We start from the raw sequence: 14,478 nt of genomic DNA, 5'->3' as shown, positions 1-14,478 counted from the left end.
CGAGACTCCGAGGTATGTTGCGCCCATTCACCGGGATACAGACGTCTGGGTGGGCGATTCCGCCCTCACGTGCGTCACCGGGGTCGAGTTGTGAACCGCACCTCGTCACCGGGCCTGAGCTGGGCGGCGACCGGCAGGTCGGCGGCGCGTACGACGCCGATCACCGGATAGCCGCCCGTCGGCGGATGGTCGGCCAGGAAGACGATCGGCTGCCCGCTGGGCGGCACCTGGATCGCCCCGGTGACCATGCCCTCGCTCGGCAGCTCGCCCTCCTTGGCCCTGGCCAGTTCGGGGCCGTGCAGGCGGACGCCGACGCGGTTGCTGTCCTGGCTCACCGCGTAGGGCCGCGCGCACAGCTCCGCCAGCGCCTCCGGGACGAACCAGTCGTCGCGCGGCCCCGGCAGCACCCGCAACACGGCGGGTCGCGGCTCGGGCAGCGGCGCCAGATCCACGGAAATGTCACCTTCCGGGGCGCCGACGGGCAGTACCGTGCCCGCCCGCAGCGGCTCGGGACCCAGCCCAGACAACGAGTCGGTGGACCGGCTGCCGAGCACCGGCTCGACCGCGATCCCGCCCCGCACGGCCAGATAGGTACGCAGCCCGCGCACGGGCATGCCCAGCCGCAACTCCTTCCCGGCCGGAACCCAGAACGGCACCCCCATCGCCGCCTCCAGGGGCGCGCCCGTCAACGCCGCCCACCCGCCGTCCAGGAACAGCAGCCTGGCCAGGCCGAACGTCAGCTCGATCCCCGCCAGCCCCTCGGCGTTGCCCACGAGCCGGTTGGCCAGCTTCAGGCTCTCCGCGTCGGCCGCTCCAGAGCGGGGCACCCCCAGGTGGGCGTAACCGGGCCGCCCCAGATCCTGGACGGTCGCGTACGGACCGGGCGCCAGCACCTCGATCATGTCGGCTGGAACCGCACGCGCATGCCCGGCCTGAACAGCGAAGGCGGGTCGGCCGCCACATCCCACACCCGAACGGACGTGCGCCCCAGCAACCGCCACCCGCCGGGCGAGGCCGTCGGATAGACCGCGGAATACGGCCCCGCCACCGCCACGGACCCTGCCGGCACCGAGGTGCGCGGCGTGTCCAGCCTGGGCATCTCCAGCACCGGATCGAGCCCGGTGAGATAGGCGAACCCCGGAGCGAACCCCAGCCACCCCACCACCAGCTCGCGCCCGCTGTGCCGGGAGATCACCTCCGCCACCGAGATCCCCGCCAGCGCCGCCACGGAATCGAGATCCGCCCCGTCATAGACCACGGGAATCGTCACGACGGGCCCCTCCACCGCCCCGGCGCCCGCCTTGCCGCGCTCGCGGCCCACGACCGCCTCCAGCCGCGCCCGCAACCGGCCCTGGTCCACACCGGGCGCCACCACGAGCACGGTCTCCGGCCCCGGCACGATCTCCACGACCCCGCCCAGCTCCTCGGCCCGCAACGCCGCGTCCAGCCGGTGCGACAACTCCAGCGACCCGGTCTCGACGAGCAGCGCGTGCTCCCCGGCCGTACGGATCACGCGAACGCCTGCAGGACCACTCCGGCCCCCAGCAACTCGTCCCGCACCGCCTGCGCCAGCCGGACCGCGTCAGGCGTGTCTCCGTGGACGCAGATGGAACGGGCAGAAATAGGTACGGAACTACCGTCAACGGCCGTCACAGAGCCTTCTACGGCCATCTGACGCGCACGGGCGGCCACCGCGGCGACGTCGTGGATGACCGCGCCCGGCTCGCGCCGCGAGACCAGCATCCCTTCGGGGGTGTACGCCCGGTCGGCGAACGCCTCGCTAACCGTCGGCACCCCCTCGGCCGCCGCCACCTCGTGCACCACCGAGCCGGGCAGCGTGAGCACCGGCAACGAGGGGTCGTAGTCGGCCACGGCGTCGATCACCGCCGCCGCCTGCGTCTTGTCGCGGCAGATGCGGTTGTAGAGCGCGCCGTGCGGCTTGATGTAGGACACCCGGCCGCCCATCGCCCTGGCGATGCCGTCCACGGCCGCGAGCTGGTAGAGCACCTCGGCGCACAGCTCCTCCGGCTCGACGTCCATCTCCCTGCGCCCGAAGTGCGCCAGGTCGCGATAGGACACCTGCGCCCCGATCGCCACCCCCCGGTCCACGGCCGCCGCGCACGTGCGCCTGATCGTCACGGGGTCGCCCGCGTGGAAGCCGCAGGCCACGTTGGCGCTCGTGACGATGTCGAGCAGCGCCAGGTCGTCGCCGAGCCGCCAGATGCCGAAGCCCTCGCCCAGGTCCGCGTTGAGGTCGATCACCATGCCCCCATCATGGCGTCAATGACTACCTCGGCGCGACGAACAACGTCTGCGTCGCCGTGCCCACCTCGCCGTACTCGTCGTACAGGGTCGATCGGGTCAGCCCTCTGCCGGACGGGCCGATGACGGTGGCGGCGTCCATGCAGATCCACTCGCCCTCAGGGGCACGGAACAGGGAGATCGTCAGGTCCACGTTCACGAACAGGTGGGTCTGGAAGTCGAGGGCGAAGCTGACGCCGTTGCCGCTGTCGGCGAACACCGCCAGCCGCTCGAGCGGGGTGATCTCCTCGCCGTCGACCAGCGGCGTCGTGAGCCTGCCCCAGACCGTGGCCGGGCCCACCTCCATGGGGCCGCCGGTGACGAAACGCCAGTCGAGCGCCTTGCCGTACCCGAAGCCCGAGCCCAGCCACGAGCGCGCGTGCTCCTCAGAACGCGGCGGGACGGGGGCGGGCGGCCCGGGAACGGGCGTCGCGGGCGTGTCCGCCTCGCGGATGCGCCAGGCGCTCGCCCGGCAGTATTCGCGTCCGCCGGACGAGACGCTCGCCGTCAGGCACTGCACACGCTTGCCGTCACGGGCCACGTCGGTCGAGATCTCCAGCTCGGCCAAGGGCACCGGCGCGAACACGTCCACCACCAGCCTGGACAGCTCCAGCCCGGGTCGCGGGGCGGTCTGGGCGAGCTCGTGCACGATCAGCGCGGTGACGGGCCCCATGTGCTGGGTGCCGGGATCCCACGGCCCCTGGGTGTGCTCCGACGCCAGGTAACGGCCTTCGCCCAAGCGCGCGTACATCGCCATGGAACGATGTTAGATCTCGTCTGGGATGTCGGCGATGTCGTCCAGAGCCGCCGCCAGCTCGTCCGGGTCGCCGCCGATCCGCTCGGCGATCTCAATCAGCACGTGCAGCACGTCGTGACGGTCGTGGCCGAGGTCCAGCAGCCGCTGCGCGGCCTCCCACAACTGCGGCGGGTCGCCCTCCCACAGCCGCGTGGCGATCTCCTCGTGCCAGGCCAGGTGCTCCTGGTCGATCGCACCGCCATGGTCGAGCTCGAGTAACGTACGGCGGTCGGCCTCGTCGGCCGGGTTGAGCCGGTCGAGCTCGATCCCGTTGTGCGTGCCCTGCAGATAGGGGAATGCGAAGACCCGCCGCGCCAGCGCCGACAGGTCGCCGTCCGGCAGCAACCGCTCAAGCAGCGGCCGGTCCAGCCCGAACGACGTCGGATCCCGATACGCCTCGGGGAACTTGCCGATGGCCTCCCACACCGCGTCGAGCGTGGCCTTGAGCCCCTGCTCCGGCAGGCCCGAGCGGTGGGCGGCGAAGCGCACCCACGCCGACATCACGTGCGGCATCGCCTCCTGCTCGGCCACGCTCAGCATCACCTTGCGCGGCAGCCAGTCCAGCAGGAACGTCTGGCACTTGGTCGGGCTGACCCGCAGCGGCCGGTTGAAGTCCTGCTCGCAGCCGTAGTCGATGATGTGGTCGGCGCAGCGCGAGGCCGCCGACGGGTCGGACAGGTGCTCGGCCGCGTCCGACGCCAGGAACTCCGCCGCCAGCATGGCCCGCCGCTCCCTGCTGTACGGGGCCTCGATGTGCAGCGGCGCCGGCCGCTTGCGCCCCGGGGGCAGCGCCTTGAGCCTGGCGCGGGCGAAGGCGTGGTAGGCGCTGTAGCTGTCGCTCACCGGGGGCGGCGTCTTCGGCTCCCTGGTGGCCTTCATCGCCGACTCCAGCAACGCCCTGGCCTGCTCGGGCTGGATCTCCTCGAACAGCAGCAGCGGATTGCCCGCCGCCTCGGCCCTGGCCTGCTCCAGCAGCTTGTCGACCTGCGAGGACACCCAGGCGTCGCGGGCCATGCCGGTCATGTTGTAGTCGACGACCATGACGAGGGCGTGCCGGTCCTTAGGCAGCGCGCCTTCGTTGAACCGGTAGGCGAACGTGCAGATCACCGTGTCCTGGTCGCCGTAGGCGTCGCGGGAGACGTAGCAGCCGGCCGGCTTGACGGCGCCCACCCGGTCGGCCCAGCCCGGCCTGGCCACGCCCGACTCCATCATCGCCAGGGCCGCGCCCTCGGCCTTGGCGCCCTGGCGGGCCGTGCCGAGATAGGCCAGGCAGATCAGCAGCGTCAGCGAGGCGGGCGTGCCTGCCTTGGCGGCGTAGTCGACCAGCCCCTCCCCGAGCACCTGCTCCACGTCGCCGCCCCTGACCCGCCTGCCCCACCAGGCACCGATCATGTCGGAGACCATCAGCTCCGCGTCTAGCGGAGAGCGCACGGCGAGCAGCTCGCGAGCCGCCTGCACCATCTCCTTGAACACGTCGTCTGGCGGGGTGCTCTCCCGGGGATCTCGTCGGTGTCGGCGCACGCCCTCACTCTCTCGTATTCCAGGCGCAAACGGTGCGTACAACTCGGCCTGGTGACCCCGATGTTATCGGGGAAAGGTCGTGCCGGAGGCGCGCATTGGATGTCGTGCTGGAGGCGCGCTTCGGACATCGCGCTTCGTGCCGGGGCGCGCTATCGGAGGCTTCGGGGCGGAGGCGCGGAGTTGACGATCGCGAGCAGGTGCTCGCGAGCGATGCGTTCCACGATCTCGGGCGTCGCCGAGACGCCCAGATGCTGCGCGCACGCGCATACGTCGGCGACACAGCGGTCGATCGTGTCCACGGGTACGGTCAGGAACTCATCGGCCAGCCTGTGGCTGACCGGCTCCCGTAGGAACCGTGTGGCCAGAGCGAGCATAGAAGTGAGATTCCTCTGGAGACCCAGGGGCAAACCCCCAGGAATGTCTGCAGGGCGACTTGCGCTCTCATTTCACCTTTTCTCGGGCAGGTGTCAAGGCTCCGCGACGTCTGTGTTCACTTCACCGGGGGCCCATTCGTGCAAAGCTGTCTCCATGCGCATCCAGCTCGCCCAGCGGAGCGAGGCAGACGAGCTCCTCGGCCGCAGCCCGCTCGCCCTGCTCGTCGGCATGCTGCTCGACCAGCAGATCCCCATGGAGTGGGCGTTCACGGGGCCGTACACCATCTCGCAGCGGCTGGGGCATGACCTCACCGCGACCGAGATCGCCTCCTATGATCCTGAGGCGTTCACCGCGCTGCTGGCCGAGAAGCCGGCCGTGCACCGCTATCCCAAGTCTATGGCGGCCAGGGTCCAGCAGCTCGCGGCCTACCTCGTCGAACAGTACGACGGGCAGCCGGAGAGGATCTGGGCCGAGGCCGCCGACGGCAAAGAGTTGCTGAAACGATTGATGGCCCTCCCGGGATACGGCAAGCAGAAGGCCCAGATTTTTTTGGCATTGCTGGGCAAGCAGTTGGGGGTCCAGCCATCAGGCTGGCGAGAGGCAGCCGGACTCTACGGCGAGGAGGGGTCACACCGATCGGTCGCCGACGTGGTGGACGCCGACAGCCTGACCAGCGTGCGCGCAGCCAAGCAGGAGGCCAAGCGCGCGGCGAAGGCCCAGTAGGCGGGCCCGAGAATCCCGCGCTGTAACCTGATCTTGCTGCGCAACGTGGAGCGACTTTGACAGGATGCGTTGACCCTAAAGGCGACCCGGCCGCGACGGGGGCTTCCGTCCGCACATGCCCATCGCCGATGATGTACTGCAGAATCCGGTCGCCCGGAGCTGCGCTACGCCGATACACAGTTATGGAGATGTGCCGCGTGGGAGACCCTGGCACGCGACGGAGGTGCCGACGATGAGCGCCGAGACCTCCGTTCCCCGTCCCCGGGAGTCGGATGTGGACATCTCAGACTCCGCCCTCTTCAAGGGCATGCTGTCGGAGGCCGAGTTCGCCTTCGCGTTCTTCGACGGCGATGGCCGCGTCCAGCGGGTCAACGACGTGTTCAGCGATGTCGTCAACGTGCCCGCGGACCGCATGCTCGGCAGGCAGCCCGTCGAGGTGCTGGCCGCCGACCTCAGTCAGATCATCACCCATGCCGTGCAGGCCGTCATCGAGAGCGACGCGCCGGTCACCGAGGGCCGCGTGCGGGTTCGGTCCTCGGAGGGCGACACCAGGCACTGGTCGCTGTCGTTCTCGCCGGTCCACGACGAGGCCGGCGAGTTGCGGGCCATCGCCCTGGTCGGGCTCGACGTGACCGAGAGCCGCCAGACCGAGGAGGCGCTGCGCCGCAGCGAGGAGCGCTACCGGTCGCTGGTCGAGGCGCAGTCGCAGCTCGTCTGGATCACCTCGCCCACCGGCGCCGTCGTCGAGGACGCGCCGCAGTGGCGCGCCATCACCGGCCAGGGGCTCGAGGAATACCTCGCCAACGGCTGGCTGGAGGTCGTGCATCCCGAGGAGCGCCCGCAGACCGAGGAGGCCTGGCGGGAGGCGCTGCGCGGGCGGACCATGTTCGAGTGGAACTACCGGGTGCGCACCCGGGCCAGCGGCTACCGCCACTTCGAGGTGCGGGCCGTGCCGATCATCCGCCACGGCAGGGTGGTGGAGTGGGTCGGCGCCAACACCGACGTGACCCCGCAGCGCGAGGCCGAGGAGATGCGCGGCAGGCTGACCGACCAGCTCGGCGCCGCGGCCCTGCGCACCGCGAGGCTGCAGGGCGCCACCGCCCAGCTCGCCGAGGCCCTGACGGTCGAGCAGGTGGTGCAGGTCATCATCGACGTGGGCCGCACCGCCCTGGCCGCCGACCGCTCGGCGGTCGCTCTGCTCGACCCCGACCGCGCCGCGCTCAAACTGATCAACGGCGAGGGCGTGCCCGAGGCGTCGGGCGTGGCGGGCGAGGAGATCCCGCTGTCCAGCTCCAGCGTGATGACCATGGCGGTCAACAGCCGCAGGCCGATGTTCGCCGAGTCGCCGGAGAGCCTCAAGGCGCAACTGCTGGAGGCGGGCGGCGAGGAGGAGATCCTGGCCAACTACCTGATCAACAGCGACGAGCGGGCGTGGGTCGGCCTGCCGCTGCTCGCCGCGGGACGGGCTTTGGGAGCGCTCCGATTCTCCTTCACCAGGCCGCAGAAGATCTCCCAGGAGGACGGCGTCTTCCTGGAGGCGCTGGCCGGCCAGTGCGCGCTGGCGGTCGAGCGGGCCACGCTGTTCGAGCGTGAGCACCGCACCGCCGAGACGCTGCAGCGCAGCCTGCTGCCCGACCGCCTGCCCGTGGTCAAGGGCCTGGTGCTGGCCCAGCGCTTCCGCTCCGGCAGCCGCCACGTCCAGGTCGGCGGCGACTGGTACGACGCGTTCGTGCTGCAGGACGGGCGGGTCGCGGCCGTGGTCGGCGACGTCATGGGCAAGGGCGTCAAGGCCGCGGCGGGCATGGGCCGCATCCGCAACGCCATGCGGGCGCTGGCGCTGACCAACCCGCCGCCCGCGGCCGTGCTCACCGGGCTCGACCGGGTCTTCGAGGCCACGGAAGAGGAGGAGCAGGTCACGACGCTGGCGTACATGGTCGTCGAGCCCGTCACCGGCGAGGGCACGCTGGCGCTGGCCGGCCACCCGCCGCCCGTCCTGGTTTCCCCGCAGGGCACGGCGATCCTCTGCGACGGCGAGCCCGGCACTCCGCTAGGCTGGCCGACCAGCCGCAGGCAGTTCCGGTTCGTGGTGCCGCCCGGCCATACCGCCGTGCTCTACTCCGACGGACTCGTGGAGAACAGGAAGCGCGGGCTGGATGCCGGACTCGCAGAGATTTGCAGTGTTGTGACCGAAGCGCCGCCTGAGGTCGTGAGTAGTCCGCACATGTTGCTGGACTTCCTGGTTGACCGGATGTTGTCTGGATATGAACAGGATGATGACGTTACCGCCCTGGCCATTCACGTGCCGCCCGCCACGAAGAGTGACTGAATGAAACAGTCATAACGGTTGCTTTCGGGTATCAGTGCCCCGCTTACGTACGCACTACTGTCTTGGTCGGCCTAGGGTGGAGGTCAACCGCCGGGAGGTGGCCGTATGGAGTGCGGGGTCGTGCCACAATGCTGTGCAGGTCCGTCGCGGTCCGCACGGCCTCACCGATCTCCGAGAGAGGCAACAGCCCCCCAGCGGGCATCTGGGTCCATTGTCGCCACGCGTTCGTTCGAGAGGTGTTCGTGTCGCCTGCAAGTTCGACTCGCTCGAAGCCACAAGAGCTGAACGAGCCCGTCATTCAGCGACTGCTCGAGCGTGGGCGCTCGCAGGGTTTCCTCGAGTCTGAGGATGTCCGTCAGGCCTTCGAGGAGGCGGACATCCCCATGTCGCACGCCGCCGCGTTCTTGCGGAACCTCAGCAAAGAGGGCGTGACCGTGGTGGTGACCGCCGCGGATTCGGCTGCGCCGAAGAAGAAGTCTCGAGGTCCAGCAAAGCGCCAGACCGCCGCACCCGTCAAGACCAAGACGGCGGCGGCCGCCAAAGAGCAGCAGCCCGAGACCGTGACCGCGGTCGTGGGCACCGCTGAAGCCGAGCCGGCCGCCAAGAAGGCGGCCCCTGCCAAGAAGGCCGCCCCGGCGGCGAAGAAGGCCGCGGCTCCCGCCGCCGCCAAGAAGGCCGAGCCGAAGAACGGTGGGCCTGCCGAGAGCAAGCAGAAGTCGCCCGAGGCCCCGAAGGCCGACACGGACGACGACGAGGACATCGAGCTCGACGGCGACGTGGAGCTGGAGGACCTCGAGGAGATCGAAGTCGACGACGAGGAGATCGTCGCCGAGGGCGACTCCGCCTCCGAGGGCGACTCCGACTCGGAGGGTGACTCCGAGGACGAGCCCAAGGCCGTCGAGGTCGCCGCCGTGGAGAAGAGCGAGGACGAGGTCCTCATCCTCTCCGACGACGACGATGACGCGCCGATCGCGCAGGTCGCCGCCGCCGGCGCCACCGCCGACCCGGTCAAGGACTACCTCAAGCAGATCGGCAAGGTCCCCCTGCTCAACGCCGAGCAGGAGGTCGAGCTGGCCAAGCGCATCGAGGCGGGCCTGTTCGCGGAGGAGCAGCTGGGCGGGGGAGAGACCGACGGGCTGCCCGTCGACGTCCGGGCCGAGCTGGAGTGGATCGCCGAAGACGGCCGCCGCGCCAAGAACCACCTGCTGGAGGCCAACCTCCGGCTCGTGGTCTCGCTGGCCAAGCGCTACACCGGGCGCGGCATGCTGTTCCTCGACCTGATCCAGGAAGGCAACCTGGGCCTGATCAGGGCCGTCGAGAAGTTCGACTACACCAAGGGCTACAAGTTCTCCACCTACGCCACGTGGTGGATCCGGCAGGCGATCACGCGCGCCATGGCCGACCAGGCGCGGACCATCCGCATCCCGGTCCACATGGTCGAAGTGATCAACAAGCTGGCCCGCGTCCAGCGGCAGATGCTGCAGGACCTGGGCCGCGAGCCCACGCCGGAAGAGCTGGCCCGCGAGCTGGACATGACGCCCGAGAAGGTGGTCGAGGTCCAGAAGTACGGCCGCGAGCCCATCTCGCTCCACACCCCGCTGGGTGAGGAGGGCGACAGCGAGTTCGGCGACCTCATCGAGGACTCCGAGGCCATCGTCCCGGCCGACGCCGTCAGCTTCACGCTGCTGCAGGAGCAGCTGCACTCCGTTCTCGACACCTTGTCGGAGCGGGAGGCGGGCGTCGTGTCGATGCGCTTCGGGCTCACGGACGGTCAGCCGAAGACGCTGGACGAGATCGGCAAGGTCTACGGGGTGACGCGCGAGCGCATCCGCCAGATCGAGTCGAAGACCATGTCCAAGCTGCGCCACCCGTCGCGCTCCCAGGTCCTGCGGGACTACTTGGACTGATCACGCGCCATCCACCGCCCCGCCCGGGATCGCTTCGGGCGGGGCGGCGGCATTTTCCCACCGTTTCGGCCGGCGTTGCTTCGGGTGGCGTCTCTGGCGCTCTGTCCCGGGAGCGCCGCAACTCCTCCCACCGGCTCACAGACGTGGGGGCGGTGCTCTCAGCTGGTCTGGCGGCCGCGTTCCCTCGGGCCTAGGAAGCGTCGGTGACGTGGACGTCGAGCGTCCAGGGGCGGTTCGGGCGCGAGGGGGGCGTCAGGTCGACGGTGTAGCCGAGGGCGTCGAGGGTCTTGGCGAGCTCGTCGGCGGTCGAGGGGGTGGCGTCCTGCTGAAGCAGAGCTCGGGCGATCTCGCCCCTGGTGGCCTTGGCCATGTGGCTGACGACCTTGCCGTCCCTGAACACCCGTACCGTCACAGAACGCGCTCCGGGCTGCCAGGCGCCCGTGTACGTGGCCGAGCGGAGGTCCACCACCAGCCCAGGGATCCGGTCCAGCTCCTTCGTGATCTGCGGCCGCCAGAACGCCGCCAGGCCCCCGAGAGGCGGGAGATTGACGCCCATCGAGAGGCGGTATGGAGGAATCCTGTCTGTGATTCTCACCACACCCCAGAGGCCCGAGAAGATCAGCAGCGACTCCTCCGCGCGCCTCCTCGCCTCGCCGTCCAGGGTGCGCAGGGCGAGATTGTCGTACAGGACACCGGTGTAGAGATCGGCGGCGGAGAGCGTGGGGGCCGTCTTGAGCGCCGTGTTCTTGGCCAGCTCGCCCGCCAGGCCGGGCGTCAGGCCCAGCACGCCGAGGGCGTCGCGCCGCTTGGAGGCTCGTACGAGCGTGGTGATCACGCGCTTGCGGGCCCGGTCGAGAGCCGGAAAGGACAGCTCCCCGACGGGCGGGCCGTCCCCTTCTGGGGCCTTTCCCTCGGACGGCGGCAACAACATCAGCACGACCCCCAACCTTACGGCGTCGCCGTCCCGGCACGAACTCGAGCCGATGGCGTGACCCGTCCTGACCTCCCGCGTTCCAGGCCGGCCAGAATGTCCGGCGGCGCAGGCCAGCTAGGCTGCGCGGATGAACTTCGACGTTCTTGTCCACGAGGCCTGGCCCGCCTACGAGCAGCGTGCCCACGACGGATGGGTGCTGCGTTACGCGGGCGGCGTGACCAAGCGGGCCAACTCTGTGCTCCCCCTGAGCCCTCCTGCCGACCTGGACGGTGCGATCGGAGCGGCGGAGGCGTTCTACGGGGAGCGTGGGCAGCGCTGCGTCTTCTCAGTGGGTACGAACGCCTCGCCTGGCCTGGACGGGGAGCTGGAAGGAAGGGGTTACGCGCTGGTCGATCCGACGTTCATCATGGCCGGTTCACCGCGCGCTGATTCCGCCCACACGAATTCGGGGGTCAGGATCCAGGACCGGCCGTGGCCGGGCTGGCTGGAGGCGTGGTGGGCGGTGGACGGGCGCTACGGCAGCGGGTACGAGGACGCGGAGCGCATCTGCACCGGCGTACCGGCCTGGTATGGCGCGTTCGAGGAGGACGGGATGGCGCTCGCCGTGGGGCGGGCCGTTCCGCAGGGCGACACGCTCGGGATCTACTGCATGGCCACCCGCCCGGAGGCCCGTCGCCGGGGGCTGGCACGTACGGTGTTGCGGGCTCTGGTGCGGCATTCGGGCACGAACACCGCCTACCTGGTCACCACCGCCCCGAACCAGGCCGCGCAGGCCCTGTATCGCAGCGAGGGCTTCGAAATCGCCGGCCGGTACCACTACCGGGTCCGGTGAGCCGGCCGGCGCCCTGAGGCAGGTGTGTTGCCGGGGGGGACTATGGGTTTTGCGCAGAACGGCGGCCCCGGACGTGCCGGGGTCGCCGTTCTGGTTACGCGATATGTGGTTATCTCATCACGACGAGCGTTGGGTCAGCGTTCGTCGTTGGGGGCAATTACAGGGGTTTCACTGAGTCGAGCCGACTCGTCCAGGATGTCGGCGCCCTTTTCACGCAACGCTGCGACGTGCTGACGCCCATGGTGAGCGCAGAACAGCAGCTCCCCACCCACAGGCAGGGTTGCGCGAATATAGGCCTGGGCGCTGCAGCGGTCGCAGCGGTCGAGGGCCGTCAGCGGCTTAACGGGGGCGAGAGCTCCAGTCACGTATCGCCTTTCGGGTCACCCCCGCCGAAGCGAGGATCTGGCGTCAGTCACTTGGAACAACATCTAACCGGACGTGGACGTTCCCAACCGCCGGGTCTCTACGCCCAGAGCGGAATGTGTCCGATAGTAATGACGATCAGCCGGTTGGTAACAGCAAACGTGTCGCCATGGCAAGCTTGTACGCGCACGTTCGGGAAGAACGGTAAGCTACGCACACGTGTTCGATGCATAGACCAGGGGAGCTGGAGTGACGCTAGTGGAGGCGGGTTACACGGCTCGTCACCTGTCGGTGCTTGAGGGCCTCGAGGCCGTCCGCAAGCGACCGGGGATGTATATCGGGTCCACCGACAGCCGCGGGCTCATGCACTGCCTCTGGGAGATCGTGGACAACGGTGTCGACGAGGCGCTGGCGGGTCACTGCGACCGCATCGAGGTCGAGCTCTACGCGGACGGCTCGATCGAGGTCCGCGACAACGGCCGCGGCATCCCGGTCGACGTCGAGCCGAAGAGCGGTCTGGCGGGTGTCGAGCTCGTCTACACCAAGCTGCACGCGGGCGGGAAGTTCGGCGGCGGCTCCTACGGCGCGTCCGGCGGGCTGCACGGCGTCGGCGCCTCCGTGGTCAACGCCCTGTCCGCGCGGGTCGACGTCGAGGTCGACCGCGACGGTCTGGTGCACGAGATCAGCTTCCGGCGGGGTGTCCCCGGCATCTTCGACGGCGCGGGGCCTGCGGCCAAGTTCAAGAAGAAGTCCGGATTGCGGATCGGCAGCAAGCTGCCGAAAAAGGTCACCGGCACGCGCGTGCGCTTCTGGGCCGACACGCAGATCTTCCTCCCCGACGCCGAGGTCTCGCTCGACGAGATCCACGTGCGCCTGCGCCAGACCGCGTTCCTGGTCCCCGGCCTGACCCTGGCCGTCTGTGACAGCAGGCACGAGGAGCGCATCGAGGAGGAGTTCCGCTTCGACGGCGGCATCTCCGAGTTCACCGAGTTCCTGGCCCGTGACGAGGCCGTCTGTGACGTGCTGCGACTGCAGGGCGTGGGCCACTTCCACGAGACCGTGCCCGTGCTCGACGACCAGGGTCACATGACGCCCACCGAGGTGGAGCGCGAGCTCACCGTGGACGTGGCGGTCCGCTGGGGCAAGGGCTACGAGTCGACCGTGCGCTCGTTCGTCAACGTGATCGCCACCCCCAAGGGCGGCACGCATCTCACGGGGTTCGAGCGCGGGCTCGCCCGTACGATCAACGAACTGCTGCGCGAGACCCGCCTGCTGAAGAACGGCGACGATCCCGTCAACAAGGAGGACATCTCCGAGGGGCTGACCGGGGTGGTCACGGTCAGGGTGCCGGAGCCGCAGTTCGAGGGCCAGACCAAGGAGGTGCTCGGCACCTCGGCGGCCACCCGCATCGTCTCCCACGTGGTCTCGCGCGAGCTCAAGGAGCTGTTCGCCAACCCGCCGCGCGGCTACAAGCAGCCGTTGAGGGCCGTTCTCGAGAAGATCGTGGCCGCGGCCAAGGCCCGCATCGCGGCCCGCGAGCACCGCGACAACCAGCGGCGCAAGAGCGCGCTGGAAAACTCCGCGCTGCCCGCGAAGCTGGTCGACTGCCGCAGCGACGGCGTGGACCGCAGCGAGCTGTTCATCGTCGAGGGCGACTCGGCGCTGGGCACGGCCAAGCTGGCCCGCGACTCGGAGTTCCAGGCTCTGCTGCCGATCCGGGGCAAGATCCTCAACGTGCAGAAGGCGTCCGTGAGCGACATGCTCAAAAACGCCGAGTGCGCGGCCATCATCCAGGTGGTCGGGGCGGGATCCGGGCGGTCCTTCGACATCGAGGCCGCCCGCTACGGCAAGGTCATCCTGATGGCCGACGCCGACGTGGACGGCGCCCACATCCGCTGCCTGCTCCTGACCCTCTTCCACCGCTACATGCGGCCGATGGTGGAGGCGGGGCGCGTCTTCGCCGCCGTCCCGCCGCTGCACCGCATCGAGCTGAGCAATCCCGGCCGGGGCAAGGAGAAGTACATCTACTGCTACTCCGATGCCGAGCTGCAGAAGGTGCTGCGCGACCTGGAGCGGCGGGGCAAGCGGTGGAAGGACCCGGTGCAGCGCTACAAGGGTCTGGGTGAGATGGACGCCGACCAGCTCGCCGAGACGACGATGGACCCGAGGCACCGCATCCTGCGGCGCGTCAGGATCGAGGACGCCGAAGGGGCCGAGGGCATCTTCAGCCTCCTGATGGGGAGCGACGTGGCGCCGCGCCGCGAGTTCATCGTCAGCAGCGCCGCCGAGGTCGATCGCGACCACATCGACGCATAGAGCGGTTGTGCGCGCCGTGCCGGCTGAGGCTGCACGGCTGACGGCGGTGTGGCGTGGGGGACGGTGTAGGGGAGTTGTTCCCTG

13 protein-coding genes are annotated in these 14,478 nt (G+C 69.8%); 5 read left to right on the top strand and 8 right to left on the bottom strand.

All coding sequences use genetic code 11. The annotated features are described in order from the left end of the window. Window positions 1-74: 74 nt before the first annotated feature. The 6 genes from ACFLIM_RS22385 to ACFLIM_RS22360 form a co-directional block, all read right to left on the bottom strand. Entirely contained in the window at window positions 75-902 is an 828-nt protein-coding gene (locus ACFLIM_RS22385; RefSeq protein WP_393168363.1) for a 5-oxoprolinase subunit C family protein, read from the bottom strand. Next, on the bottom strand, window positions 899-1,513 hold the full coding sequence (locus ACFLIM_RS22380; protein ID WP_393168361.1) for a 5-oxoprolinase subunit B family protein: 615 nt from the start codon (window positions 1,511-1,513) through the stop codon (window positions 899-901). Before ACFLIM_RS22380 ends, ACFLIM_RS22385 begins: the two co-directional genes overlap by 4 nt. Then, on the bottom strand, window positions 1,510-2,265 hold the full coding sequence (locus ACFLIM_RS22375) for a LamB/YcsF family protein (protein ID WP_393168359.1): 756 nt from the start codon (window positions 2,263-2,265) through the stop codon (window positions 1,510-1,512). Before ACFLIM_RS22375 ends, ACFLIM_RS22380 begins: the two co-directional genes overlap by 4 nt. Before the next feature lie 22 nt (window positions 2,266-2,287). Continuing rightward, window positions 2,288-3,058, bottom strand: coding sequence for a thioesterase family protein (locus ACFLIM_RS22370; RefSeq protein WP_393168357.1), 771 nt, complete (start codon window positions 3,056-3,058; stop codon window positions 2,288-2,290). A gap of 9 nt (window positions 3,059-3,067) precedes the next feature. Beyond that, window positions 3,068-4,618 carry a hypothetical protein gene (locus tag ACFLIM_RS22365; protein ID WP_449291480.1) on the bottom strand — a complete coding sequence of 517 codons (1,551 nt, stop codon included), beginning with the start codon at window positions 4,616-4,618 and terminating at the stop codon, window positions 3,068-3,070. A gap of 149 nt (window positions 4,619-4,767) precedes the next feature. Further along, window positions 4,768-4,992, bottom strand: a complete 225-nt coding sequence (locus ACFLIM_RS22360; RefSeq protein WP_393168355.1) for a hypothetical protein — start codon at window positions 4,990-4,992, stop codon at window positions 4,768-4,770. Between the two features lie 154 nt (window positions 4,993-5,146). On the opposite strand from ACFLIM_RS22360, the gene ACFLIM_RS22355 reads away from it, so the two are divergent. From ACFLIM_RS22355 to ACFLIM_RS22345, 3 genes are all read left to right on the top strand, one after another. After that, window positions 5,147-5,716, top strand: a complete 570-nt coding sequence (locus ACFLIM_RS22355) for an HhH-GPD-type base excision DNA repair protein (RefSeq protein ID WP_393168353.1) — start codon at window positions 5,147-5,149, stop codon at window positions 5,714-5,716. Between the two features lie 232 nt (window positions 5,717-5,948). After that, window positions 5,949-8,042 carry a SpoIIE family protein phosphatase gene (locus tag ACFLIM_RS22350; RefSeq protein WP_393168351.1) on the top strand — a complete coding sequence of 698 codons (2,094 nt, stop codon included), beginning with the start codon at window positions 5,949-5,951 and terminating at the stop codon, window positions 8,040-8,042. 242 nt (window positions 8,043-8,284) lie between these two features. After that, entirely contained in the window at window positions 8,285-9,949 is a 1,665-nt protein-coding gene (locus tag ACFLIM_RS22345) for an RNA polymerase sigma factor (RefSeq protein ID WP_393168349.1), read from the top strand. 190 nt (window positions 9,950-10,139) lie between these two features. Here ACFLIM_RS22345 and ACFLIM_RS22340 read toward each other — a convergent pair whose 3' ends face one another. Then, entirely contained in the window at window positions 10,140-10,886 is a 747-nt protein-coding gene (locus tag ACFLIM_RS22340; protein WP_393168347.1) for a YaaA family protein, read from the bottom strand. Window positions 10,887-11,010: 124 nt separating this feature from the next. Here ACFLIM_RS22340 and ACFLIM_RS22335 point away from each other — a divergent pair, with 124 nt between their 5' ends. Continuing rightward, window positions 11,011-11,715, top strand: a complete 705-nt coding sequence (locus ACFLIM_RS22335) for a GNAT family N-acetyltransferase (RefSeq protein ID WP_393168345.1) — start codon at window positions 11,011-11,013, stop codon at window positions 11,713-11,715. 134 nt (window positions 11,716-11,849) lie between these two features. Here the strand turns inward: ACFLIM_RS22335 and ACFLIM_RS22330 are convergent, their stop codons facing one another. Further along, entirely contained in the window at window positions 11,850-12,080 is a 231-nt protein-coding gene (locus tag ACFLIM_RS22330; RefSeq protein WP_393168343.1) for a DUF7455 domain-containing protein, read from the bottom strand. Window positions 12,081-12,327: 247 nt separating this feature from the next. On the opposite strand from ACFLIM_RS22330, the gene ACFLIM_RS22325 reads away from it, so the two are divergent. Then, a complete protein-coding gene (locus ACFLIM_RS22325) occupies window positions 12,328-14,394 on the top strand; it encodes a DNA gyrase/topoisomerase IV subunit B (RefSeq protein WP_393168341.1) in 2,067 nt (688 codons plus the stop codon). The last annotated feature ends 84 nt before the right edge of the window (window positions 14,395-14,478 follow it).

Origin of the sequence: Nonomuraea marmarensis, from assembly GCF_043197025.1 — a bacterium.
Classification (GTDB): Bacteria; Actinomycetota; Actinomycetes; order Streptosporangiales; family Streptosporangiaceae; genus Nonomuraea; species Nonomuraea marmarensis.
This window is presented reverse-complemented; position numbering and strand designations above follow the sequence as displayed.